Raw genomic sequence first — 25,785 nt, forward strand, 5'->3', positions numbered from 1 at the left:
CCTGATGAAGACTTCTTCATAATCGCTGCCGAGCATTGACACCGTACATAAAAGAGATCATAATGAACAACAGATTAGAATGATTATAAATTAGAATTCCGTTTCTGCATAGGTTAATTGTCATAACGGGCAGTTCATGTGGACATGATGTAGGCTTTCGTTCTAGTGTATGCAAAAGCCTTTGCTTTTGATGCCGGAGAGCCTGACCTTTTTGTAGAACCCGGGGGAGGAACTATACATGTATAAATCAATTATTATTGGAACAGGCCCTGCAGGGCTGACAGCAGCAATCTATCTGGCACGTGCCAACTTGAATCCACTCGTTATTGAAGGACCGCAACCTGGTGGTCAACTGACAACAACAACAGAAGTGGAGAACTTCCCAGGTTTCCCTGACGGCATTATGGGTCCTGAACTGATGGACAATATGCGCAAACAAGCAGAACGCTTCGGTGCAGAATTCCGTACAGGCTGGGTAAACAACATCGATATGAGCGAGCGTCCATTCAAAATTCAGGTTGAAGGCATGGGTGAACTCGTTTCCGAAACCTTGATCCTGTCTACAGGCGCATCTGCTAAATACCTCGGTATTCCTGGAGAAGAAACGAATGTGGGCCGTGGTGTCAGCACATGTGCGACATGTGACGGATTCTTCTTCCGCAACAAAGAAATCATCGTTATTGGCGGTGGAGACTCCGCGCTGGAGGAGGCGAGCTTCCTGTCCCGTTTCGGTTCCAAAGTAACCTTGGTACACCGTCGTGAAGAACTGCGTGGTTCCAAAATCATGCAGGATCGTGCACGCAGCAACGAGAAAGTGGAGATGGCATTGAACCGTACCCCTCTTGAAGTGCTGGCTGGCGACAACGGCGTAACTGGATTGAAAGTACTGAACAACGAAACAGGTGAAGAAGAAATCATCCCTGCTAGCGGTGTATTCGTTGCAATTGGTCACACACCAAACACTGGATTCCTGGGCGGACAGATCACAACCGACGAACACGGTTATATTCTGACTACACCGGGCACATCCGAAACCAATATCCCAGGCGTATTCGCTTGTGGTGATGTACAGGATACTCGTTACAAACAAGCGATCACAGCTGCAGGTAGTGGATGTATGGCTGCGATGGATACAGAGAAATATATTGAGAGCTTGGAGCACAGCGCTGTAGTCCTGTAAGGGAAGAGCTGTTTTGATCAATAGATTAGCTATAAAAAAACAATATGAGGTGAATAAACATGGAAAACGTAATTGTATACACATCAACCAACTGCCCAAACTGCAAATCGGTAAAAAGCTTCCTGGCTGACAAAGGTATCTCTTATGAAGAGCGCAACATCGAGACAAGCGATGAGTTCGCACAACAAGTATGGGATATGGGCGTACGTGCCGTACCTCTGACTGTCATTGGTGAGCACCGTATTCTGGGTATGAACAAAACTCAATTCGCCAAAGCGCTGGACGCTTAATTTACCCTGTATAGGGTAAGTTCAAGTCACATGCAGCTATTCCGGTTCGTGCGAGCCGTTTGAATATATATTGGAGAAGCCTTAGTCCGAATCAGGACTGAGGCTTCTTTATTTGATTCAGATCTACTTCATTAATCTTCGAATTGTCCAATGAACAGAAGTGCGATATTCTTTTCTTAAGTCGTAAGCATTGAGGTGAACAGTCAGCATGATTATAGAACAACAGGAGCATTTTCGCTTCTGGGAACAGGCGAATATACGAGATATTCATGTTGAACATGCTCTTCTCGCAAAAGGCCAAAGAAAATTATTCACGATTCAGTCTAGCAGTTTTTTCTGTATTAGAAGAGGTAATTTGCTGGTACTGCTCAATCAAAAGCTCTATTCCATCAATCATTTTGAGATTATTCATGCCCCTCCCAAAAGCAGGTTTGAAGTTAACGCAGGTTCAGAGGGTGCGGAGTATATCGTGATTTCGTATAAAGCAGAATGGGTACCAACGTACGGCGATGAGCCGCTGTTATTAGACAAACACAGAAATCCAACCTATGTTACATACCGTGTGACACCAACTCAGCCGATGATGATATATGAAATTACAGATCGTATGCTGGAAATTCAGGAGCAGCAGGAGCATGGGCCTTCGGTGCCACTTCAACTCAAATCATCATTCTACCAATGGGTTTATCACATGGTGCAGGATTTTTATCTGCAGTCTCCGATTGTAAAAATAGCTAGTCCTGTTGAATTGGTCACACTTACTCTGGAATACATGTTGAAGAACTATGCGAAGCCTCATACGTTGGATTCTTTGGCTATAGTAATGCAACGTAGTCCGGGTCATCTCTCTAATTGTTTCAAACAAGTGCTGAATCGTGGACCGATTGACTGCCTAATCCGTTTGCGTATGCAAAAAGCGTGCAAGCTCTTAGTCGAAACAAAGCTTCCCTTACGGATTATTGCCTCTTCTATTGGGTATCAAGATGCATATTACTTCAGCAACGCCTTTAAAAAGTATATGGGAGTTTCCCCACAGAAGTATCGTAAGCAGATTGTAGAGGAAGATGTTACATCCTCAGCAGGAAGAAATCATATTGTTGGCTCTTTACCCCCATGTTATATTCCTTTATGTGATAATGATAATTATTATCAACACCTAGATGGAGGGTCTGACGATATGTTAAGAAATATAAAGAGAGTTCCGATAGCTTTGCTAATGGCTTTTGGGTTGCTGTTAAGTGCATGTAGTGGCGGTTCTTCGGGGAATACAGGGGCTGCAACTGGAGATGGAAGTACAGCTCAATCGGATGCACCATCTTCCCAAGTGAACAGTACAAGCGAAAATAATTCAAATGAAAATACACAAGCGACGACACGTAAAGTGAATAGTTCCATGGGCGAGGTTGAAGTGCCTGCTAATCCGCAGCGTGTCGTAACAGATTTCTTCTTGGGTCATATTCTGGCCTTGGATGTAAAACCTGTAGGAAGTAATGGCGTATTCATGCAAAACCCTTATCTGGAGGGCAAGGTTTCCGGTATCGAGGATATTTCGGACAATCTTGAAGCAATAACTGCATTGAACCCTGACCTGATCGTTACAGGCGATGCCAAAAGTTACGATGCTTATTCCAAAATCGCCCCAACCGTCTTTCTGGACAACTCGGCTCCGGTTCGTGATCAGGTTAAAGAGCTTGGCGTTATATTGGGAAAAGAGGCTGAAGCGTCGGCATGGCTTACCGATTTTGAACAAAAGGTGACTTCGGCCAAGGAGCGTTTAAGCAGTATAATCAAAGAAGGGGAAACCGTTACTGTGTTTGACGGAGGCTTGAGCAAAGACATCACGCTTTATGGTAATGCGCATACGGGCAGAACAATCCATGGTGAATTGGACTTGCCTATGAACGAGAACGTGGAACGCAGCATTGATCCGAAAGTGGGCTGGGCTACGATCTCCAATGAGCTCGCCGATTCATATGCTGGTGATTACGTATTTATGGCCGTGAATGCCAAAGCGGAATCATACGACTATGCGAGCGATCCGGTGTGGGGAACGTTAGATGCGGTCAAAAACAATGAGTTATACGAAATTGACGGTTACAAATTCTATTTCTCGGATCCGATTTCTGTCATGGGACAAATTCAAGACATTGTGGAAATGATGGAAGAGCGCAATCAAGAGAACTCCAAAAGCTAGTGAGTATGATCCATTTAAATAGGTAATATGAAAAATCCCCTTTCACAGCTACAACAGAGCACATCTTTTCATGAACTCTTTTGTGGATGTAAAAGGGGATTTGACGTTAAAATGAAACATATTTTATCTTATCTAAAAAAAGATACTCATAAAGGTCTGAAATACTACATACACCAGTACGCCTGACAGCATGTACATGAAACCAGCCTTCTTTTTGCTCTGAAACAATCGAAGTATGCCAAGGCTGAACAGCGGCGCAAGCACGATCAGGAACAGGAGTACGGTGACAAACATTTGCGCCGAGATATCTGAAGTATCCACGTAGGTCACGAATTTTCACTCCGTTTCGTCATCGGAATTAACATGGCGACATTCATGCCGCCATGACAAAAATCACATAACCCTATTATACCTCTGGATTTCTTTAACAAAAAGGGAGGAAATGGGGCGAAATGATGTCAATTTTCATCAGTTATTAGACGGACACTCTTATTTTACCTAGAAATTGGGAGATTGCTGAATATGCGGCACCAACACGTGTGGACCGACTGCCTAGAGAAGCCCATTCAATCTGCAAACTGCGACGGTGATAGGGCAATGTACGCTCCTCCACCACTTGTTTCAGCGCCGTTTCAATCCATGGTCCTGCTTCAGAGAGAGGGCCGCCGATAATGATGCGTTCAGGATTGAAACTGTTGACGATATTAGTGATGCCAACCCCCAGTTTGCGGCCGATTTCCTCATATAACTTCAATACATCTTCATGGCCTTGCTGTGCATAATCAATCAATTCCCGTGTTGTATGTGCCGGCAAAAGCAACTGATGATCCGGGTGCTCATAAGCTTTCTCGGAAGCATATAACTCCCAGCAGCCGCGATTGCCACAGGAGCATGGTCTTCCTTCTGCTTCAATGGACATATGGCCTGTTTCTCCGGCATATCCCCAGGCTCCTTTGTACAGCTCGCCATCCACCATAATACCTGAACCGATCCCGATGCCTGCACTAATGTAAATCAGATGACGTACACCGATACCTGCACCAAAATTCAATTCTCCATGCGCACCTGCATTCGCTTCATTGTCGATCGTGACAGGTAACTCGAATACTTCTTCCAGCATGGCACGCAGGGGAACCTTCTCCCACCCCAAGTTGGGTGCAAAAAGCACCGTTCCTTCCTCGTCCACCATGCCCGGAACCCCGATTCCGATTCCAATTACCCCGTGAGGGGAGGGAGGGGCTGCATGAATCAGATCTTCTGCCGCAAGTTTCAACTGTTCAAATACAGAGGACACATCATGATGTTCCAGTTTCACAGCGTACTCTGTGATAATATGACCTTCCAGATCGGTGAGCACACCTTTTAAGTGGGTCACGCTGAGTTCCAAACCTACGGCATATCCCGATGTACCGCGAAACAGCAACATCAGAGGTTTACGTCCACCGCTGGATTCCCCAGGGCCAATTTCCTGCAAGAGTTCATCATTGATCAGATCGGCAACTAGATTGGATACCGTTGCTTTGTTCAGCCCTGTAATCTCGGATACCCGCGCACGGGAGAGGGGGGCATGACGCCGAATCGTATCCAGGACGATCGACTTGTTTATTTTTTTGACCAGCATCTGGTCTCCGGTAATTTTCATATCCATAAGGCACTCCTATTCTTCTATAAAAGGGTTCAGACCCGCAATCCGTAAACAAGCTATTCGACTATTATAGCGTAAACAAACGTGCAAAAAACATTTTTATTTTTACTTTGTTTAACCAATAGACAAAGTATAACCGATGTGTTAGGATAACGTTGTAAACGATTACTTTCAAAACTATTGAGGAGGCATTTTACATGGCCTATTTTGAATCCGTTAATAAAATTTCGTTCGAAGGTAAAGATTCCACGAATCCATTTGCTTTTAAACATTATAATCCGGAAGAAGTTGTAGCCGGCAAATCGATGGAAGAGCACTTCCGTTTCGGCATGGCTTACTGGCATACATTAACAGCGGGTGGTAGTGACCCGTTTGGTGCGGAGACTGCTGTTCGTTCTTGGGATAAATACTCCGGTCTGGACCTCGCGAAAGTACGCGTGGAAGCAGCATTTGAATTTTTGGAAAAAATGAATCTCCCGTTCTTCTGTTTCCACGATGTGGACATTGCACCAGAAGGCAACAGCCTGCGTGAGTTCTACAGCAACATCGATACGATCGTTGACCTGATTGAAGGCCACATGAAATCCAGCGGCAAAAAATTGCTTTGGAATACAGCGAACATGTTCTCCAACCCACGCTTTATGTTTGGTGCAGCTTCCACTTGCAACGCAGATGTGTACGCTCATGCTGCAGCGCAAATCAAGAAAGGTCTGGAAGTGGGTAAACGTCTAGGTGCAGAAAACTATGTGTTCTGGGGCGGTCGTGAAGGTTATGACACATTGCTCAACACAGACATGCAACTGGAGCAAGACAACATTGCCCGTATGTTCCACATGGCAGTAGACTACGCGAAGGAAATTGGCTTTGATGCACAATTCCTGATCGAGCCTAAACCGAAAGAGCCAACCAAACACCAATACGACTATGATGCAGCAACTTCTATTGCCTTCCTGCAAAAATACGGTTTGGACAAACACTTCAAACTGAACCTGGAAGCTAACCATGCTACACTGGCTGGTCACACATTCGATCACGAGATCCGCGTTGCCCGTACAAACGGCATGCTTGGTTCCCTCGATGCCAACCAAGGCGACATGCTGATCGGTTGGGATACAGATGAGTTCCCGGTTGATATGTACGATGCTACATTGACAATGTACGAAGTATTGAAAAACGGCGGTATTGGCCGTGGTGGTGTGAACTTTGACGCCAAAGTACGTCGTGGTTCCTTCGAAGCAGACGATCTGTTCCTGGCACACATCGCGGGTATGGATACGTATGCTAAAGGTCTGAAAGTAGCAGCGAAATTGATTGAAGATCGTGTATTCGATGACTTCATCGAAAAACGTTACAGCAGCTTCAGCGAAGGTATCGGTGCAGATGTGGTTGCAGGTAAAGCAACACTGGCTTCCCTTGCAGAGTACGCGCTGAACAACGAAAGCCCACGCAAAAACCAATCCGGACGTCAGGAATTGCTGAGAGCAAAACTCAACCAATACATCCTGGCTGACTAATACCGGGTCTCATCTGTGCAAGGCATGGCATGTGACGACCATGCCTGCCCTGTACAAGCTTGTACCACGGAACGCCTGAACAAGCATGACATTCGGACCGTTCCCGACTTTCCCCTGGGAAGGCGGGGACGGTTTTTTGATACCGAAATGGATTGAATTTCATGAGTATCAAGGTTTGCATGTCCATTACTAATGACAGATATATGTCGTTGGCACGATTTTCAGCTACAGAGACGAGTACGTTTTACTCGTTTCATATCCATGTGTGTTCATGATTAAGCATGCAGAACGGAGTGAGCAGAAAGGACCCGGAGGAAGCGAAGCGGTCGGCATTTATCCCCGGATTTCTCCCTTGTTAAAGGGATGAAGGAAATTCGGGGGTAACGGCGATCCAAGGGTTTTCTGATCACGGAGTGACTCTCATGTAAACTTGGATTCTTCGTGGATATAACCAGAGATAAATGAGAGGAGTTAACCCATGAGTTACGTAATTGGTGTCGATCTGGGAACAAGTGCAGTTAAAACTGTGCTGGTTAACCGTGAAGGGAAAGTGGCGTTTGAAGCTTCCGAGGCTTATCCGCTGTACCAACCCAAAGCTGGATACAGTGAGCAGAATCCGGAAGATTGGGTAGAGCAGACAATTGTTTCGCTGCGCAAATTGCTGGAGGTGTCCGGCGTACATCCTTCGGAGATCGAAGGACTGAGCTTCTCCGGACAGATGCATGGCTTGGTGCTGGTGAATGCCGAAGGTAAACCGCTGCGCAATGCCATTCTATGGAACGATACACGGACAACGGCTCAGTGCCGCCGCATTGAGAAAGTACTGGACGGGAAATTGTTAAGTATTGCCCGCAACCGTGCGCTCGAAGGTTTTACCCTGCCCAAAATCCTGTGGGTACAGGAGAACGAGCCGCAATTGCTGCAACAGGCAGCGCTGTTCCTGTTGCCGAAGGACTATGTGCGGTATCGCCTGACAGGTGATTATGCCATGGATTATTCGGATGCAGCGGGCACATTGCTGCTGGACGTTGCAGGCAAGCAGTGGAGCAAGGAAATCGCGGAAGCTTTTGAACTGCCAGTATCCTTGTGCCCACGTCTTGTGGAGTCATTTGAAGAAGTAGGCACATTGCTGCCTGAGATTGCGGATCAAACCGGACTTGCAGCCGCAACGAAAGTCTATGCAGGCGGTGCGGACAATGCTTGCGGAGCCATTGGCGCAGGCATTCTGAGTGAAGGACAGACGATGTGCAGCATCGGAACGTCCGGGGTAGTGCTTTCTTATGAAGAGCGTAAAGATCTCGATTTCGAAGGCAAAGTTCACTTTTTTAACCATGGCGAGAAAGATGCCTTCTATATTATGGGGGTAACGCTTGCGGCAGGATACAGCCTGTCCTGGTTTAAGGATACTTTTGCAGCTGACAAATCATTTGATGTGCTCTTGCAGGGCATTGATGCGATTCCAGCGGGAAGCAACGGGTTGTTGTTCACGCCTTATATCGTTGGAGAGCGTACACCGCACCCGGATGCGAACATTCGTGGCAGCTTTATCGGCATGGATGCCGGTCATAAGCTGGAGCATTTTGGACGTGCTGTGATGGAGGGCATTACGTTCTCGCTGCGCGAGTCTATTGATATTCTTCGTAACGCTGGCAAAACAGTCAACGAAGTCATCTCCATTGGCGGCGGTGCCAAAAATGAAGCTTGGCTGCAAATGCAGGCTGATGTCTTCAATGCAACCATTGTGAAATTGGAAAGTGAGCAGGGCCCAGCTATGGGCGCGGCGATGCTGGCAGCTTATGGCTGTGGCTGGTTCCCATCTTTGCAAGAATGTGCTGCCGCGTTCATTCGTCCTGCGAAATCTTATGCGCCTAACCCGGAAGCGGTTAAGGTGTATGACGGACTATTTGCACTGTATCAGGATGTGTACGGGCAAACACGCAGTCTGAATGACCGTCTGGCAGCATATCGTTGATTATTCAGACCTCTTTTATATTGAGATCTGAATAGGTCATTAACAATTAAACCAATGAAATATTACATTAACGAGGCACCTGCGGAAGCGGGTGCCTTTTTTGTCGTTGTCCAAGAAAAGAAGAACATATCGTTTTTGAAGGTTCCTAAACGTCATGAAAGGTTTCCCTGCCAGACATAACCCCGTTCCAGACGCGCATAGATTAGATATTGAGGTTAACAGGGGTTCTGCCATTTTAATCATCCATAGCACATCAGTTATTACGCGTGACAGACTCAGCCTGGAGGTGGGGAGTTGGAAGATCGTGAAGCAACCACGAGGCCGCATGTCACCTTGTCCATGATTGTCCGCAATGAGGAGCACAGGTATCTCAGACAAGCGTTAGAGACTCACCGGCCGTGGATTGATCGTGCAGTAATCATTGACGACGGAAGTACAGACCATACCGTTGCTTTATGCCAGGAAATGCTGGAGGGAATTCCGCTTACGTTGATTGTGAACCCGGCCTCCTTGTTTGCAGATGAGGTGAGTTTACGGAAGCAGCAGTGGGAGACAACAGTGGCTACCGGACCGGAATGGATTTTGAATCTGGACGCGGATGAAATCCTGACAACGGATTTTGGGACTGTTCGGAATCAACTGTTGGGTGGAACGGAGGACGCCATTTATTTCAGGTTGTTTGATATGTGGAGCGATACACATTACCGGGAAGATCAATACTGGCAGGCTCATGCGTATTATCGGCCATTCCTGGTCCGATACAGACCGGAATGGAGCTATGAATGGAAGGAAACTCCGCAGCACTGCGGCCGTTTCCCGCTAACCATTCAGCATTTTGCCTATGGATGCCACTCGCCTCGGGTGAAGCATTATGGTTGGGCACGTGCAGAGGACCGAATTCGTAAATACGAGCGCTATCAGGCACTGGACCCGGATGCAAGATATGGCTGGAAGGAACAGTACGAATCCATTTTGGATGCAGAGCCCAGACTTTTGCAATGGTCGGAATAAGGGAAGGAGGACAATAGAGTTGAAGAAGGAAAAAGAAAAAGGTAAAGAAGAGCCAAAGGAAAAGATTCTTATCGCAAGTCCTGTTCGGCAGACAGCCCCGGTACTACGTGAATTTCTCCAGTCCTTGGAATCGCTTGAGCGAACGACGGTGACGACAGACTATCTGTTTGTGGACGACAATGAAGAAGAAGCGGCATCCAATATGCTCCATGAGTTTGTACTTCGGCATGAAGGCAGTCTTTTGGATGCCAATGTAGATGAAGCAGATACCAATCAGGGAAAAGGAGTATACAACAAGGACGAGGGTGGGCATTATTGGCGCGACGAACAGATCTGGCGGGTAGCCGGACTGAAAAATCGTATTTTGGCATATGCCCGTGACCAGAAGTACGATGCCGTGTTCTTGATTGATTCCGATCTCGTCCTGCATCCACGGACATTGGAACAGCTCGTATCGAACAGGAAGGAGATCATCTCCAATATCTTCTGGACACGATGGCAGCCGGGCACAAGGGAAATGCCACAAGTCTGGTTGCAGGATGAGTACGCCCTGTTTCGCAAGGGAGGCAAACGCAACTCAGGGGAGGAAGCAGAGGACGAAGGTACACAAACGGATGCATTCCTGAGGCAATTGCGTACTCCGGGTTGTTATGAAGTGGGGGGACTGGGGGCGTGTACTCTTATTCGCAGGAATGTATTGGAGTCCGGGATTTCCTATGACCAGATTCCGAATGTATCGTTCTGGGGAGAAGATCGCCATTTTTGCATCCGTGCCCAGGCATTGGGGTTTCGTTTATATGTGGATACACATTTTCCGGCCTATCACATTTACCGACTATCGGAATTGCCGGGAGTGGCTGCTTTTAATCGCAGAGCCATACGCGGAGAGGAATCGATCAGTATTTCGCTGTGTATGATTGTGAAAAATGAAGAGGCTTCCCTTGCCAGATGTCTGGACTCGGTTAATGGGATCGCTGACGAGATCGTGATCGTAGATACGGGTTCGACGGACCAGACACGTCAGATCGCAGCCCGTTATACAGAACGCATCATCGATTTTGAGTGGGTGGATGATTTTGCGGCAGCACGGAACTTTGCCTTTGAACAAGCAACCAGTGAATATATATTATGGCTGGATGCAGATGATGTGTTTGAACCGGATGACCGGGTGAAGTTCATTGAACTGAAGCGTTCCATGGATCCTGCTGTGGACAGTGTCACGATGGATTATCATCTGTCGTTTACAGCGGAAGGAAAAGTGGCATATAGTCTGAGACGGAACCGACTGGTGCGCCGGGATCGGAATTATCGCTGGATTGGTGCCGTGCATGAATATCTTGAAGTGGTCGGTCATTTGCTGCATAGTGATGTGGCAGTCACGCATAAGAAAGATAAGGAATACACGGATCGCAATCTAAAGATTTATCGCAAACGCGAACAGGCAGGGGAGGAATTCTCTCCGCGTGATTTATATTATTTTGGCAATGAATTGAAAGACCACGGGCATCTTGAAGATGCAGTGCATTACTATGGAAAATTTCTGGATACTGGGCTGGGATGGGTGGAAGATCAGATTGCGGCATGCCAGAAAATAGCTGATTGCGAGGCAGCACTTGAACATTCCGAAAAGGAAGTCTCGGCATTGCTGAGATCCTTTGCCTTTGATTTACCGAGGGCCGAGATCTGCTGCCGATTGGGTGGATATTTTGCTGACCGTGCCGATTACCGCAAAGCCTTATACTGGTATGAACAGGCGACCCGCGCCGTACGACCGACTGATCCGATGGTCGTATTGAACGAAGCTGCATGGACATGGATGCCGCATTTACAATTGTGTGTGTGTTATGACCGGATGGGCAATCGGGCCAAAGCCAAAGAGCACAATGACATTGCTTTGATGTACCATCCGACACATCCCAGCATGTTGTATAATGATAAGTATTTTAAGGATCTGGAGAAGGATAATGTGCTGGAAAATGCTTAGAACAAACCTCTCTAATGGAACAAAGAGGATGAATAATCCCTTTTTCTATGGAGAGGTTTTTTGTGTTCCTATTTAACTTTATACCGGAGATATTGGTGCACACACTCTCACAAGAAATTGGATCAAAAGATTTCATCCAGGGGACGATATGCTTTACAATAGTGACTAACGGAAAAGCGGTGATAACGAATACTTGTCCTCGGCTGCCGAATCTATGAAACAAGGGGAAGTTGGCATGAATCTGACGGAAGTATTATTGGAATCGAGACTGGTGGCTATTGTTCGTGGTATTAGCCGGGAAGCTGCTCAGGCAGCAGGGCAGGGAATGACCGATGGTGGAATCCGACTGATGGAAGTGACACTTAACACACCTGGAGCACATGATATTATTGCAGACTGGCGCGAACGGCATGAGGGTAAGGCTTATATCGGGGCAGGCACGGTACTGAATGTGCAGATGGCCAAAGAAGCCGTTGCAGCAGGTGCTCAATTTCTCGTGTCTCCGAATGTCGATCTGTCTGTTATTGAATATGCTGTAGAACATGGAGTGGAGATCTGGCCCGGTGCGATGACTCCAACGGAGATTGTGGCTGCCTATGAAGCAGGAGCAAAAGCGGTGAAGCTATTTCCAATGGCGAGTATGGGTATTCCGTATTTACGTGAAATCAAGGCTCCATTGAATCATATTCCACTGCTTGCAACAGGAGGAGCCACGCTGGATAACATTGCAGATTATTATGCTGCTGGTGCGGCGGCAGTGGGCCTTGGAAGTGCACTTTTGCCACGAGAAGCACTTGCGGCAGGGAACGATGAGCAGATCGCTGCTTGCACTCGTGCATTTGTGGAAATAGCGAAAATCGAGGGTTGAACATTGAAGCTAACGGAAGTGGACTAGACACATCAGGGTATATATATGAAGAGCTTCTGAACCATTAGATAATATAAGAAGTGATGTGGATTAACGTCCGGTTAACCTTGCTGTCGTATGATGGAGTTAGACCAGAAAACGGAGAGGAGTGACACCAGTGAAAGCTAAAACGATGATTGGCGGGATGATTGCTGTTGCCGCGGTAACTGCGGGTGGTTTATGGAAGGCAGCTGTGAAGAGTCAAACCCCCAAAAAGATTCCGATTACGCTCACACCGCCCATGCCATTTGAGGATATAACCTTCGAGAGTGGAGGTGGGCGAGTGCATGGCTGGTTCATTCCGGCTGGAGCTCATCTCCCGAAGCCTTGGCCGTTGGTTATTATTGCACACGGCTGGGGCTCCAACCGATCCCGTGTCCTCCGTTATGCACGTCCCATTTGGGAAGCGGGTTACGCCCTCTTTATGTACGATGTTCGAAGCCATGGAGCCAGTGACCCAGTTAAAGCGGCTTCAGCTTACCTGTTCCGCGATGATCTGCTGTCTGCATTGCAATATACGTCATCACGCCCGGAAATTGATCCTGCTGCTATCGGCGTGCTTGGGCATTCCTTGGGTGGGCTAGGCACGATCCTCGCTGTAACGGAGGGCATTCCTGTATCAGCGGTGATCACGGACTCCATGCCATCCCAATTCGAGGTTATCGTCAGTTCGGAGCTGAGACGGCGCCGTCTGCCTTTGTTTCCACTGGCCCAGCTGATTCCGCGAATCTGGTTCTGGCGGCTTGGAGAATCTCTGAAAACGTATCGACAGCGTGATCCAGTCATGCTGCTGAATGAACGGCGCAAGGGAATGCAGCTACCCATGCTTATGGTACATTCCAAAGGTGATAACTTTATTCCACCAAGCGAACTTGAATATTTTATGTCCAAAGCGGATCCGCCCGTGGAGCATCTATGGGTCAATAGTGGAGGCCATAGCTGTTCAGAAGAAGATCCTGCGTTCTGGAATACGGTGATTCCTTTTTTGAAAACACATGTAAAGGTGCAGGCTCAGTCCAATGAATCTGTTATGCCGAACGTCAATATAGAGAAAATTCAGCCCACTTGATGCTCAGGCTGATCGTCGAAACGCCAACCCAGTTGGCGTTTTTTTGCTGTTTCTATAAAATATGCAGAAATTCACATTTGTAAAATTGTTGGGAAAATGACGATTAAAAAGGAAGCTTATGGTATCATAGAATAGACTGGCAATATTCATGCGAGGTTATTTTCATGCATCCTTGTATGAAATTGAAGGGAGAGGTCCAGATTTGAGTTTTGATTGGAATTTTAATGTACGATTCAAAATGTTGACAGCCAAAGCGGCTACAGCAGCCATGGCAACTTTGCTTCTGGCATCACAGACACAAGGGTTTGCAGGCAGCGCGTCGGCAGCGACAGCGGAACAGGTAACAGAATCCGCAGCGGGGGAAACGGAACAACAACTTGGATTAACAGACAACGAGGTGCCTGAAGGAGCCAAAATCTCCTCCAAGCAAGCCAGCGAGAATATACTGAAATTATTTCCATTGTTAAAAAAGGCGACGATTTCATACGCACGATTTGATTCACCGAATTCTTTTCCGCCACCAGATTATAAGGCGTGGGATATCGGATTTGAACTGCGTGAAGGCAACCGATCCACTGGATTCAGCGCAACGGTTCATGCGGTTACAGGGGAAGTGCTAAGTGTACATTTGCCTTCAGAGTTGCTGGAAAAGCAGGTTTCGGATTCAGAGACGAAATTAACAAGAACCGAAGCAAGAAAGCAGGCAGATGAGTTTTTGTACAAGGCGATTCCGAATTTAAAGGAAGATGGCTTTGTTGCCGTTGATGATCAGTATGTAAATAATGCACAGCAATCCCTCTTTGGCCGAACAGAATATACTTACAGCTACCAGTTGAAACATGAAGGCTTAGTGTCCGAGGCGGAAACAGCCTACATAAGTGTGGATCAGAGCGGTTTGATTACGGGATATTCACGAACGACCATTGGAGCTGAATATCCATCATCGAAAGCAGCGGTTTCAGCGGAGCAGGCTCAGCAGAAGTTCGAGGAACAGTTCGATGTTCAGCTGGCCTATATTAGCGAAGACCGATTCTCTTCTCGCAAAGGCCAGAAGTATTACTTGGGATACACGCCGAAGAACTCAAGTGTTATTCCACTAAATGCGGATACACTGGATCGAATCAATAGCTTGACAGGTGAAACCCTTTCTCAGGAAGTCTCCCAGGAGGACAAACCTCTGAAGGGCAGTGTAGCTGCTTTTACACCGAATACTGGGTCGAAGTTGAATGCTCAGCAGGTAGAGAAGCTGGTCAAAAAGAGTTTTAATATACCCGAAGGTTACCAATTGGATTATAGCCAGTTAACTAAAGGCAGTTTTGCAAGTCCAAACAATCAGGTCTGGAGTCTAAGCTGGAGCAACCGCAATGCAAGTGTGTCTTATATGTTTATGAGAGACATTTCGGCGCAGGTTGATGCGGCAACCGGACAGATCTACAGTGTGAACATATATCAGCGCATGATGCCGGGCATGGAGCAAGAGAAGCCGGAGACGGAAGTGAAAGGCAAGACCGTGACCAAATCTCAGGCAGAGAAACTCGCTGTCAATACAGTCATCTCACTTGTGCCGGATGCAAGCAAGCAATTCCGACTTTCAACGGTGCTTGAATTGGACGATGCACGAACATTTATTTTCCAACGGTACCTAAACGGAATTTTGGTTAAGGATGATACGGTTCAGGTACAAGTTTCAAATGATGGAACGCTCAATGAATATTATGCGCTGGTTGCTGCAACGCCAGAGCAGCTACCGACGGACGTCAAACCGGCCATTAGTTATGAGAAAGCCAGAGCAACATATCTTGAAGAATTCAAATTGGTGTTGTCCTACTCTCGTTATGGTGGGTACAGCATGGGTAACAGCGAATCCGTTCCCGTGGGTGTAAAGCTTGCCTACATGCCTACTCGTACGGACAGTCCACTAACTGGCGTATCCTATGAAGTGCTGGATGCTAACACGGGAGAATGGAAGTCGATGTACGGCAGTACGACTGGGGCAGTTCAAGTTACCACCAGTGATATTACGGGACATGCCGCTGAAGCAGCCCTGCAGAACATAGTGCAACATGGTGTGCTTCTTGCAGATGAACAGGGACGTGTATTCCCAGACCGAGTCATCACCAAGGGTGATTGGTTTACCTATCTGGCAAGAGCAATTAATCCGAATATGGATATGTATTATAGTGGAGACGGGGATGGCAATTTATACGCTGACATTACCCCGGAGAGCCCTTATTACCAAGCTGTGCGGACATTGATCGATCAGCGCTGGTTAGCGGGTGCCGACTCTGAAACGAAGCTAAATCCAGAAGAGGAGATGACTCGTGAAGAGCTGGCGGTATTGCTCGTGCGCATTTTGCGCTATGAGAAATTAGCCGGATTCTACACATTGCCATCGGATCTTCCCAACCTGGCAGATGCCAGTGCAGTCAACAACAAGGGAGCTGTCTCCCTCAGCATCAAGCTGGGATTGTTGCCTTCGATTGAAGGACGATTCATGCCTGCACGCAAAGTGACGGTTGCCGAAGCGGCTCAGGTATTGGAACGTCTGGCCAAGCTTCAGGGTAAGACGGATACCTTTATGAGCGGCAATCGTTTATATTGATTTGAGTTTGTTGCATAAATGCCCGGAAGAGTCATATGATGAGGATAACGGGTAGGTTAGGTTTGTTTTACTGAAGACAGGGGGACCTTCTACGGAGGGTCTCTTTTGATGCTTTTCGACAAAACTAGAAGCCTGCCGTCAATCCCTTTTGTGATACAATGAGGCATGAGAACTTTGCAAAGAGAGGTGGTATCCTTTCATGGGCAAGCACGGAAAACGAGTGATAACCTTGCTATTGGCTGGCTGTCTCGTCGCTGTGGCACTGCCACATGCGGTTGATCTGGATCAGCTGTACGCGGCGTCGGGAACATCGGACATATCCACGAATACGGATCTGCGCGAGACGTTGCTTAATGCGATGTCCCAGCGTACAGAGGAACTTGTTTTTACATACAAAGGCAATGTGAAAGGCCTCAAAAAACAGTTGCAGAGCTCCATTGACGAAGCAATGACCAGTGATCCTTATATTCAATATACCGTTAAAAGTTACGCATTTAATTATAAAGGTTCCAATGTATCCGCAGAGGTACATGTGAAGCTGGCATATCGGGAAACGAAGGAGCAGACCGATTATGTGAACCGTAAGGTGACCAACGTGCTCAAAGAGATTATATTGCCTGGCATGACGAATCATGAGAAAGTTAAAGTCATTCATGACTGGATTGTACTTAACCTGTCCTACGATACATCCTTGCAGAAATATACTGCATACGATGGACTTGTTACCGGCAGTACTGTATGCCAGGGATATTCATTGCTGGCTTATCGCATGCTGGAGCAGGTAGGTATAGAGAACCGGATTGTGGAAGGAACGGCTGGTGAGCAATTACACGCCTGGAATCTCGTCAAGCTGGATGGTAAGTGGTACCATATGGATACGACGTGGGATGACCCTACTCCTGACCGTAAGGGCAAGGTAAGTCACAGTTATTATTTACTCAGTGATGATGAGATGGCACGGGACCATGTCTGGACAGCTAAAGGCAAGTATCCTGCTGCATCTGCCCCCTATCGTGAAGCTTTGCAAACTTTGGTGAAGTCTGGAGGCAGCAAGGCAACCGCGTACCAGCAGCTTTATCATACGCTGGAATACTCGCTCTATGATGAAAATGATGCAGTTAGTGGTCATTCCGCGCTAAAAACTAAAGTTCAGAGTGTGCTCAAGGATGGCGGAACCTCACTGACTTTTAGATACAAAGGTACTGAGACAGGACTAGTAGAGGATTTGCAGGATCTGTATCAGCTTGGCATGAAGTCAATATCGTATTACGTGTCCAACATGGAGGATACCGTCGATCTGCGTGTGAAGATTACCTGGACCATGTGACAGCAAACTTTGTATGAATGATTATAATAGGACACACCTTATGGTGAAAAAGGACGCTCATTCATGAGCGTCCTTTTTTGCTTGAGTGATAGCTATCCCGAAAATTGGACGAACCAAATAGGCACCCTACTTTCCAGCGGAAAGAAGGGTGCCTATGAAATAACGTTATTCGTTTGTTGTTGTAAAATCACATTCCTGTAATGGTACAACTTTTGTTTTCTTAATAAATTTATAACCCAGCCATAAGATCAGGAACAGCGGAACGCTTAAGTAAGCGACGAGGGCTCCGCTCCAATCGATCTGATCGCCCGTGAACGCCTGATAGTTCTGTCCAATAATAACGATGATACATAACACAAAAGCAAAGATCGGCCCAAATGGGAACCAGCGTGCACGGTAGGGCAGATCGTTCAAATCTCGACCTTGGGCCACATACGCACGGCGGAAACGATAATGGCTGATGGCAATGCCGAGCCAGGTGATAAACCCACACATCCCGGATGCATTAAGCAGCCAGGTATATACAATACCATCACCGAATAGGGAGGCTAGAAAAGCGAGCATACCCACCGCTGTGGTCAAGAGCAGGGCATTCATTGGAATGCCCTTTTTGTTCAGCCGACCCAGGAAGCGAGGCGCTTTGCCATCCCGGGCAAGAGCATACAGAACACGACTTGAAGCATACATGCCTGAATTCCCGGCAGACAGCACAGAGGTCAGAATAACGGCATTCATGACGGAAGCAGCAATGGCCAGCCCCGCTTTTTCAAAGACAAGAGTAAACGGACTGACTCCGATGTTGTTCAGATCACCTTTAAGCAGATTCGGATGTGTGTAAGGAATGATCAGACTGATGACTGTAATCGCCAGAATGTAGAAGATCAGAATACGCCAGAACACTTGCCGAATAGCACGAGGGACATTTTCACGCGGATTTTCGCTCTCACCGGCTGCGACACCAATGAGCTCTGTTCCTTGGAAAGAGAATCCTGCAGCCATAAATACACCCAGAATCGCAAAGAATCCGCCATGGAATGGTGCGTCTCCAACAGTAAAGTTGCTGAATCCTACCGCTTCTCCACCGATAATGCCGAAGATCATGAGCACACCAACGGTAAGGAAGATGATCACTGTAGCGACTTTGATAATGGCGAACCAATACTCCGACTCTCCATACCCTTTAACGGACAACACATTTAGGGCAAAGATTAATACGAGGAACAACAGACTCCACAACATGGATGAACTTTCAGGGAACCAGTATTTGATGAGTACGGTTGCCGCAGCGAGTTCTGCCGCAATGGTGACGGCCCAGTTGTACCAGAAGTTCCAACCCATGGCAAACCCAAGGGCTGGATCGACGAAGCGGGCCGCATACGTATTGAATGAACCGGAGTCAGGCATGAAGGTAGCCAGCTCTCCGAGACTGGTCATTAGAAAGAAGACCATGATGCCGACGGCAACGTAAGCAATCAGTGCACCGCCGGGGCCAGCATTGGAAATAGCGGTTCCGCTTGCGAGGAAAAGTCCTGTACCAATGGATCCACCGAGTGCAATCATGGTCATATGCCGTGCGCGTAATCCTTTTTTCAGGGTAGGTCCTGTGTTAGTTTGGTTGTTGCGGTCTTGCATGGAAACACTCCTTCTTTCAGCGTACTAATGGGTTCAGAACAATGGAAATAACCAAAAGACCGCAGGCATTAGCCTGCGGTCTTTATTATCAATCGTCCGCACCTCGTCCCAGATGTTTAAGATAGCTCAACACAGAAGAAATCATACCCTCCGAGGAAGGCATCATACATCTGTGACAGTTCTGCACCTTTCGGCAACAGCCCCAGCCGCGCTGGACAACGTAAGGAACCGTCCTGCGGGCTTCGGCGGGTGCACCTTTCGGCTGAATTCATAAGCGGCTCCTTAGCGCCTCCTTCAGCGTACTGATCGCACCCGCGACCTCTACCTCATCATCATGGATGAGGTGTATCTATTGTCTATGAAATTATAAATCACAGAACGTAACACTCAATGTTCTGTTTAGTAAACAGACAATCAGTATAACCCCCATGGTATTCCAGTGCAATAACAATTGTTGGATATGAATCGAAAGGACTATTCCGACGTCTTATTACGCCCAGCCATCTGCTGCCATACGGTTCCGGCTGCCTGTTCCCCGGATTCAATCCGTTCCAGTGCCATTTTGGCTTGCAGGCTGACTTCAAACTCAGGATCTTCGGCTGCCTTCCGCAGAGCTTGCTCAGCTTCTTCAGTTCCCACTTCGTATAGGAAACGGGCTGCACGCCAGCGTACAAGCTTGCTTTTATCCGATAACGTAGCTGTCATGGCTGCAGTTGCTGCAGGATCACCGATATCGGAGAGGGTATCTCCGGCAGTCCGACGTACAGCAGGTGAACTATCCTGCAGAGCTTCGTACAGCAGTTCCATCGCTTCCGGTGTACGGATATCACCTAGATATACAACAGCCAGTCGGCGAATCTGCATTTTACTGTCATGGAGTGCATGGGCAACGAGTGGCAGTCGTTCTGCTGTAGGCTCCATACCATCAAATGCAGCGTAGCGAACATTCCAGTCCTCATTATGCAGAGCCTCTTCAAGCTCGGCACCATCCAGCTCGCGGCGACGTTCCACGAACTCTTCGGAATTGGTGCCGTGCTCAATGGCTTGTTGAATTACGCGTTCCAGACGCTCAGGGGGATATGCTGCTTCCAGCTCCTGTTCAACTTCTCTTGCGATTTCAGGCAATTCCCCGTAGCGGACGCCGTAATCACTCAGTTTCCGTTCCTTGATTAGTGTTGCGCTGGCGACTTCAGTAACGGCTTTGACGAACCGATCCGAGAGCGAAATCCGCTCTTCCTTAGCGCCGGCTTTGACCCGAATTTGCATCGGCACACCTCTGAAGAATTGAACGAATACCTGTGCTTCACCGAAGTGTTCGCCAGAGGCGTCTTCAGATTCAATCCAGTCCAAATCGATTCCCTGTTGGCCAAGACGACTTTGGACTTCGCCAAGTATGACGGACCAATCCGCATTTCCCTTGCGGTCGAGCGCTACGAAGTCGGTTGTGTGGAATACACTTTTTACTCCGGGAATATGAAGCATCTGGCGAATAAACGCCGGAGCAGATCGTTCGTTATCCAGTGTATATGTTCTGCGGATCCCGTCCTCCAGACGTTCGTCCAGATGCAGCATCATCGTATTGGGACTGGGTGTTGGTTCAATTGAAACAATATTCATCGGTTCATAACCTCCTGTACCGGATTCATTTCTTAAAGTTCCCGCAATTAGCACGGGCATATCCCTATTTTACATGAATTGTCGCAAACTGCGAAATGGGTAATGAACCTTACACAGTTTGTGAAGAAGTACGAAGATAGTTAACACTTCTTTTATGTTCATACACGAACATTTTTAAATGAAGATTGGCACAATAAGAAGAGAGAATGAACTGGAGGTTATACCTATGGAACCCATTACCGTACTTTCGGACGGAAGTCGTGGTATTGATTATGACAATATGATTGCATTGTTGAATGAATGGATAACAGACGAGCAGAGGGAGCATGCAATGAAAAGAGCAAAGAATGTGAATAACGAGGAGGGGGAGGAATGGGGCAAAGCTCATTATTGTATTGTCGATTATCAGGACGCCGGGCAAGCCGTATCAGCAGCCAATGCCATTCGGGCATTTATGCCTCAGATTCCTTTGCTGGTAATTACGGATTTCCAATCCCTGATTCGCAAGCGCCATTTGCAGCTTATTACGGGTACGGGTCTGATAAAGATGATCCTTTGGCATGAGAAGGAACCAGACAGTCTGATCGTGGAAATCCAGCGGTGGCTGCATTCTTTTGCATACAAAACAAAAACAGCTCAGCCCTCAACTCAGTCGATGAGACGATGACAGAGAGAGGACATGAGCCATTATTTCATTGCGGCGCGTACTAAATGACGTATTTATATCCCGTTCCCCAAACCGTCTTGATGTACCTTGGATTTTTGGGGTCGGGTTCAATTTTTTTACGCAGACTGGAGATATGTACATCGATTGTGCGGTCCAGATATGCCCGTTCAGAGCCTTTAATTCGATCCATGAGTTCATTGCGGGTGAACACTTTGCCGGGATTTCGGTACAATTCCTTCATGATTTCAAACTCAATATGAGTAACCTCGATTTCAAGGCCGTCCACAAACAAAGTTCTTCTGTACTCATTCACACTGACATGTCCGACAACTTCAGTTGGTTTGTCCTCTTTTATCGGTTTGTCCGGGTAGAAGATAGCCGATCTGCGCAGTAATGCCTTAATACGTGCATCAAGCTCTTTCAGACTAAAGGGTTTACAAAGGAAATCATCTGCACCATTATGTAACGCTCGGAGCCGATCATTCAGCATGGTGCTGGCCGAGATCATCAATATGGGTACAGTCGAGTGCTGGCGAAACGCATCTACCAGATCATTACCGTCTGTTTCAGGCAGCATCAAGTCAGTCACTACAATATCGGGCTGGAATCGTGGGAAAAGTTGAAGTGCTTCGCGTGCATGATGAACCCGTTCAGTTATGTAACCCTCCTCCTCAAGAAAGAAAGCAATCATGTCGGCCAGATTTTTCTCATCTTCTATAAGAAGAACTTTGATAGACATTGAGGTCACACTCCTGATGAAATGAATTTGTTAAGAAACTTCTAGAAAAATGGCGTAATTTGTGTGGGAATGCTGCAAAATTTTTAATGTTTGTATTCCAGAATATAGGATGCATATGTAGTAAGTTCTATAGAGTTGAGGCCAAACTTCAGTATTTTACCATGAATGAAGCTCATTTGCCGATCATTCAAAATTTCCCAAAGCTACATCGAGTAGTAATTACAGTATAATGTATCAGAACGGTTTCAGGGAAATAAAGTAGATCTTTTGAGCTTTAATCCATAGGAGATACCAACGTTGTTGTTGAATGCAAACATAGAAATCAATCATAAGGACGGATGCCTGTGGACTACATAAGGATAAATAAGGTGTTGGAGTGGATGGTAATCAAACTCCGTATTCCGTGGTTGGGTACGGCTATACTTATTATCCTGGGTACGCTGGGAACGATATTTCCGTTGACTCTTTTTTACGGGGTACAGCTCTTGTTTGGTACAGCCGCAACTTTTATTGCCTTGCGCTTACATGGAGCCGTATACGGATTCACTGCTTTGATAGCAATCTGTACCTTGGGTGTGTTATTCGGGGGTCTAGTCCCAAATAGTTTTTTTATGATTGGCGCTCATACTATTGAATTAATCTGGATGCTGGGGTGGCAGATCCGATGGAAGAATGGAAGTGTCATGAAGGCAAATGCTGCATTCTGGGTAGCGATGTTATTGCCAGTGACCTGTTATGGGTACATTATGGGCATGAATCTTGAAGAATTAAAATATACATACATGCATGTCGCTGTGACCAGTATGGTTAACGCGCTGATTGCAGGTATTGTGGTAGACTTCTGGATTACCAATGGCGAATTGAAGTCGAAACGAACAGGAACCATTCCGCTCACACGAATTGCATTTAAATACGTCGTATCCTTTGTAGTCGTTGTCTCTCTTGTTCTGTTATCGGCCGACAGTCGGAGACAGCTGGGTCAGATCAATAACTCCATTGTATCTAATCTAAAACACGCTGCGAATGCCGTGATCAAGGATTTGAATGAACAATATCTAACAGAAGAGAACATGCACCAGAGCATGGAGCGTTATCATCATCTGCTGGATGTAAATGTCATCGTTCTGGATCCAAATAATAAAGTTGTAGCTTCTGGATTGGATACGCTTCCGCAGGGAGATTACCTGGATATCAACAAGTATCGTTTACTCAAGCCAGGGGAGAACAGTATCCTATTCCATTCCGGGGATGCTTATTATAGCGATGTGCTTACTCACTGGAAACAGGCGTCGTTTATGTATGAAGCAGATATGACCACAAGTACTCCTTATCGAGTTTTTGTTGAGACCAACTCAGCCAATTATTACAAACGTATTGAGTCGATCTATCTGAATACGCTTCAGTCTCTGTTTATCATTTTCGTGGTTTCCATGATTGTGGCTGCTCCACTTAGCAAGAAAGTCGTAAGTCCAATGAAACGCCTCACACGCATGACAGGCTCCCTTCCCAGACTATTATTTCGTAATGGTAAGATGGATTGGCCGACCAGCCACGTCACCGAAGTGCAGATTCTAATTGGCAATTTGCGCAAAATGGCCGATGTGCTCCTTGAACAATTCGAGCAGATACGTCAGGACAAGCTTACGCTGGAAGACAGGGTCAGAGAACGAACCAAAGAGCTGAAGAATAGTGAAGAAATCAAACGGGCAATCATTGATTCATCTATTGATGCTATTATTGCTGTGGATTTAAACGGACTGATTATAGAGTTTAATCCCGAAGCCGAAAGAATGTTTGGATTGAAACGGGAAGAGGTTGTTTTAGAAAAAGAGGCCCCATCCCTTTTTCAGGGAGCGAGCTGTATGGAAATTAAGGAAATGCTGAAACAATGTGAGTATATTCAGGGCAAACGGCATGTCATCGTGGAAGAAATTTCAGGCATTCGCCGGGACGGTTCGGTTTTTCCGATTGAGTACAAAATTGTAGAAATTCAGCTGGGAAATAACGAAACGCTGTACAACTTATTTATCAAGGATATTACCGAGCGGACAAGAGCTGAAGAAGACCGTGTACGTCATGCGCTGGCTCTGGAGAAGCTGAATGCGGAGTTGTTTCATGAAAAAGTTGCCATCCAGGAACAGCGGGATATCAGCGAGCATTTCATTGAATCTGTTAGGGAAGGTCTGGTCATGTCTGATCGTTTCGGCACCATCACGATAGTTAACAGAAGAATTGAAGAAATGTTTGGCCTCCGAGATTTTTCGGGCAGATCTATCGTAGATTTAGCCAATGCCATTGATACTCTTGTATTAACAGCTGATTTCAATTTGGTGGAGCAGACTCGTGCTTTTTTAAACGGAGAACTGGCCTTTGTAGAAACTGAATTTATATTCAATGATGTGGAAAAGAGTGTATTTTCCCTGTACATGAAGCAAATGGATGTTCCCGGTAAAAACCATGGATTTCTTCTGGTGTTCCGCGATCGTACAGAGGAAGAACGACTCAATCGGATGAAAAACGAACTGATCAGTGTGGTGTCCCACGAGCTTCGTACTCCTGTAGCGACCATTATGGGCTATGTGGAACTAATGATGATGTATGATCTTCCCGCTTCACAGCGTCAGGACTTCATGGAAACCATTTCTTCGGAAGGCGCACGGCTGAGCAGTCTGCTGGATGATGTACTTGATATTCAACGTCTGGACAATGAAGGTATGACCTACCATAAGACGTATGTACCGTTGCTTGAGTTGGTTGAGGGTGTTGCTGAGCAATGGAATATGCAATCCATTCAGCGTATATATGTACATGCGTTTAATGGAGACTTTTTTGCTTACGCGGACCAGAACCGGATGGTTCAGTTGCTGCACAATTTGGTTGGTAATGCAGTCAAGTACTCACCTGGAGCAGACCGAATTGATATTACGCTGTGGGAAGAAAAAGAATGGTTATGCATCGATGTACGTGATTATGGAATAGGAATTCCAGAGAACGTGCAGGACCTGTTATTTACGAAGTTTTATCGTGTGGACAATTCGGATCATCGTCAGATTGGCGGGACTGGACTGGGACTTTACATTTCGCGCAAAATTGTAGAGGACCACCAGGGAACACTTACCTTTATATCCGCGCCGCACAAAGGAAGCACGTTCAAGGTTCGATTGCCTAAGCAAGACGAACTTTTGTAAGGCAAGAGAAGCCTTTATCTAATAGGATGCTTTTATCCTGAAATAGATAAAGGCTTTTTTTGTTTTTCAAAATTTCCCGGATAAAAAAACAACTTCTTTTGCAAACTGTCTATAGAGCCATAATTTGCATGCCATGCAAAAGGAGGACGGCAGGTCTATGTTCCGTAAACAAGAGAAAACCCTTATTATCGTCTGCTTGGTTGCAGCCGTGATCGTGCTGTATGCCGTTGTCAAAAGTATTATCCGA

Annotated in this window: 18 protein-coding genes, 1 pseudogene and 1 riboswitch; of the genes and pseudogenes, 14 read left to right on the forward strand and 5 right to left on the reverse strand. The window is 46.6% G+C overall.

The window, feature by feature from the left end:
* Positions 1-238 precede the first annotated feature (238 nt).
* The 3 genes from trxB (at position 239) to ACR1R9_RS00680 (ending at position 3,664) form a co-directional block, all read left to right on the forward strand.
* Complete coding sequence (gene trxB, locus ACR1R9_RS00670; RefSeq protein WP_076291238.1) at positions 239-1,180, forward strand: thioredoxin-disulfide reductase; 942 nt, start codon at positions 239-241, stop codon at positions 1,178-1,180.
* Positions 1,181-1,239: 59 nt separating this feature from the next.
* Positions 1,240-1,470 carry a glutaredoxin family protein gene (locus ACR1R9_RS00675; protein ID WP_024631391.1) on the forward strand — a complete coding sequence of 77 codons (231 nt, stop codon included), beginning with the start codon at positions 1,240-1,242 and terminating at the stop codon, positions 1,468-1,470.
* A gap of 208 nt (positions 1,471-1,678) precedes the next feature.
* The gene (locus tag ACR1R9_RS00680; protein WP_433921916.1) at positions 1,679-3,664 is read left to right on the forward strand and encodes an AraC family transcriptional regulator; all 1,986 of its coding nucleotides are present in this window, start codon (positions 1,679-1,681) and stop codon (positions 3,662-3,664) included.
* A gap of 132 nt (positions 3,665-3,796) precedes the next feature.
* Here the strand turns inward: ACR1R9_RS00680 and ACR1R9_RS00685 are convergent, their stop codons facing one another.
* Both ACR1R9_RS00685 and ACR1R9_RS00690 read right to left on the reverse strand, forming a co-directional pair.
* A complete protein-coding gene (locus ACR1R9_RS00685) occupies positions 3,797-3,994 on the reverse strand; it encodes a hypothetical protein (protein ID WP_053779005.1) in 198 nt (65 codons plus the stop codon).
* A 145-nt stretch (positions 3,995-4,139) separates the two neighbouring features.
* A complete protein-coding gene (locus ACR1R9_RS00690) occupies positions 4,140-5,306 on the reverse strand; it encodes an ROK family protein (protein ID WP_433923772.1) in 1,167 nt (388 codons plus the stop codon).
* 200 nt (positions 5,307-5,506) lie between these two features.
* Here ACR1R9_RS00690 and xylA point away from each other — a divergent pair, with 200 nt between their 5' ends.
* From xylA to ACR1R9_RS00735, 9 genes and pseudogenes are all read left to right on the forward strand, one after another.
* A complete protein-coding gene (gene xylA / locus ACR1R9_RS00695) occupies positions 5,507-6,823 on the forward strand; it encodes a xylose isomerase (protein ID WP_063566575.1) in 1,317 nt (438 codons plus the stop codon).
* A 478-nt stretch (positions 6,824-7,301) separates the two neighbouring features.
* Positions 7,302-8,795: a xylulokinase gene (xylB, locus tag ACR1R9_RS00700; RefSeq protein WP_326067343.1), complete on the forward strand. Its 1,494-nt coding sequence runs from the start codon at positions 7,302-7,304 to the stop codon at positions 8,793-8,795.
* A gap of 294 nt (positions 8,796-9,089) precedes the next feature.
* On the forward strand, positions 9,090-9,806 hold the full coding sequence (locus ACR1R9_RS00705; protein ID WP_246318028.1) for a glycosyltransferase family 2 protein: 717 nt from the start codon (positions 9,090-9,092) through the stop codon (positions 9,804-9,806).
* Positions 9,772-10,290 (forward strand): annotated as a pseudogene (locus ACR1R9_RS00710) (hypothetical protein); the annotation flags it as partial. The gene ACR1R9_RS00705 and the pseudogene ACR1R9_RS00710, both read left to right, overlap by 35 nt.
* A 429-nt stretch (positions 10,291-10,719) precedes the next feature.
* A complete protein-coding gene (locus ACR1R9_RS00715; protein ID WP_433923771.1) occupies positions 10,720-11,790 on the forward strand; it encodes a glycosyltransferase in 1,071 nt (356 codons plus the stop codon).
* 235 nt (positions 11,791-12,025) lie between these two features.
* Positions 12,026-12,658 carry a bifunctional 4-hydroxy-2-oxoglutarate aldolase/2-dehydro-3-deoxy-phosphogluconate aldolase gene (locus ACR1R9_RS00720; RefSeq protein ID WP_310854748.1) on the forward strand — a complete coding sequence of 211 codons (633 nt, stop codon included), beginning with the start codon at positions 12,026-12,028 and terminating at the stop codon, positions 12,656-12,658.
* A gap of 157 nt (positions 12,659-12,815) precedes the next feature.
* Complete coding sequence (locus ACR1R9_RS00725; protein ID WP_326067347.1) at positions 12,816-13,766, forward strand: alpha/beta hydrolase; 951 nt, start codon at positions 12,816-12,818, stop codon at positions 13,764-13,766.
* A gap of 202 nt (positions 13,767-13,968) precedes the next feature.
* Positions 13,969-16,368 (forward strand): YcdB/YcdC domain-containing protein, encoded by a 2,400-nt coding sequence (locus ACR1R9_RS00730; RefSeq protein ID WP_433921915.1) that lies wholly within the window; start codon positions 13,969-13,971, stop codon positions 16,366-16,368.
* Positions 16,369-16,567: 199 nt separating this feature from the next.
* On the forward strand, positions 16,568-17,695 hold the full coding sequence (locus tag ACR1R9_RS00735; RefSeq protein ID WP_099858565.1) for a transglutaminase domain-containing protein: 1,128 nt from the start codon (positions 16,568-16,570) through the stop codon (positions 17,693-17,695).
* Positions 17,696-17,860: 165 nt separating this feature from the next.
* On the opposite strand, the gene ACR1R9_RS00740 is transcribed toward ACR1R9_RS00735, so the two are convergent.
* Positions 17,861-19,327, reverse strand: coding sequence for an amino acid permease (locus tag ACR1R9_RS00740; RefSeq protein ID WP_433921914.1), 1,467 nt, complete (start codon positions 19,325-19,327; stop codon positions 17,861-17,863).
* A gap of 114 nt (positions 19,328-19,441) precedes the next feature.
* Positions 19,442-19,659: riboswitch (Lysine riboswitch) on the reverse strand.
* Between the two features lie 142 nt (positions 19,660-19,801).
* Positions 19,802-20,944, reverse strand: coding sequence for a virulence factor (locus ACR1R9_RS00745; RefSeq protein WP_076291247.1), 1,143 nt, complete (start codon positions 20,942-20,944; stop codon positions 19,802-19,804).
* Between the two features lie 226 nt (positions 20,945-21,170).
* Here ACR1R9_RS00745 and ACR1R9_RS00750 point away from each other — a divergent pair, with 226 nt between their 5' ends.
* Positions 21,171-21,611, forward strand: a complete 441-nt coding sequence (locus tag ACR1R9_RS00750) for a hypothetical protein (protein WP_433921913.1) — start codon at positions 21,171-21,173, stop codon at positions 21,609-21,611.
* Positions 21,612-21,651: 40 nt separating this feature from the next.
* Here the strand turns inward: ACR1R9_RS00750 and ACR1R9_RS00755 are convergent, their stop codons facing one another.
* The gene (locus ACR1R9_RS00755; protein WP_076291249.1) at positions 21,652-22,350 is read right to left on the reverse strand and encodes a response regulator transcription factor; all 699 of its coding nucleotides are present in this window, start codon (positions 22,348-22,350) and stop codon (positions 21,652-21,654) included.
* Positions 22,351-22,730: 380 nt separating this feature from the next.
* On the opposite strand from ACR1R9_RS00755, the gene ACR1R9_RS00760 reads away from it, so the two are divergent.
* Positions 22,731-25,538, forward strand: coding sequence for an ATP-binding protein (locus ACR1R9_RS00760; RefSeq protein WP_076291250.1), 2,808 nt, complete (start codon positions 22,731-22,733; stop codon positions 25,536-25,538).
* Positions 25,539-25,785 lie beyond the last annotated feature (247 nt).

This window comes from Paenibacillus taichungensis, from assembly GCF_050994985.1.
Lineage (GTDB): Bacteria > Bacillota > Bacilli > Paenibacillales > Paenibacillaceae > Paenibacillus > Paenibacillus taichungensis.

What these genes read in the sequence shown, in the direction of transcription:
- trxB (WP_076291238.1), top strand. Translation starts at nt 239, where the DNA reads ATGTATAAATCAATTATTATTGGAACAGGCCCTGCAGGGCTGACAGCA.
- ACR1R9_RS00675 (WP_024631391.1), top strand. Translation starts at nt 1,240, where the DNA reads ATGGAAAACGTAATTGTATACACATCAACCAACTGCCCAAACTGCAAA.
- ACR1R9_RS00680 (WP_433921916.1), top strand. Translation starts at nt 1,679, where the DNA reads ATGATTATAGAACAACAGGAGCATTTTCGCTTCTGGGAACAGGCGAAT.
- ACR1R9_RS00690 (WP_433923772.1), bottom strand. Translation starts at nt 5,306, where the DNA reads ATGAAAATTACCGGAGACCAGATGCTGGTCAAAAAAATAAACAAGTCG.
- xylA (WP_063566575.1), top strand. Translation starts at nt 5,507, where the DNA reads ATGGCCTATTTTGAATCCGTTAATAAAATTTCGTTCGAAGGTAAAGAT.
- xylB (WP_326067343.1), top strand. Translation starts at nt 7,302, where the DNA reads ATGAGTTACGTAATTGGTGTCGATCTGGGAACAAGTGCAGTTAAAACT.
- ACR1R9_RS00715 (WP_433923771.1), top strand. Translation starts at nt 10,720, where the DNA reads ATGATTGTGAAAAATGAAGAGGCTTCCCTTGCCAGATGTCTGGACTCG.
- ACR1R9_RS00720 (WP_310854748.1), top strand. Translation starts at nt 12,026, where the DNA reads ATGAATCTGACGGAAGTATTATTGGAATCGAGACTGGTGGCTATTGTT.
- ACR1R9_RS00735 (WP_099858565.1), top strand. Translation starts at nt 16,568, where the DNA reads ATGGGCAAGCACGGAAAACGAGTGATAACCTTGCTATTGGCTGGCTGT.
- ACR1R9_RS00740 (WP_433921914.1), bottom strand. Translation starts at nt 19,327, where the DNA reads ATGCAAGACCGCAACAACCAAACTAACACAGGACCTACCCTGAAAAAA.
- ACR1R9_RS00745 (WP_076291247.1), bottom strand. Translation starts at nt 20,944, where the DNA reads ATGAATATTGTTTCAATTGAACCAACACCCAGTCCCAATACGATGATG.
- ACR1R9_RS00750 (WP_433921913.1), top strand. Translation starts at nt 21,171, where the DNA reads ATGGAACCCATTACCGTACTTTCGGACGGAAGTCGTGGTATTGATTAT.
- ACR1R9_RS00755 (WP_076291249.1), bottom strand. Translation starts at nt 22,350, where the DNA reads ATGTCTATCAAAGTTCTTCTTATAGAAGATGAGAAAAATCTGGCCGAC.
- ACR1R9_RS00760 (WP_076291250.1), top strand. Translation starts at nt 22,731, where the DNA reads ATGGTAATCAAACTCCGTATTCCGTGGTTGGGTACGGCTATACTTATT.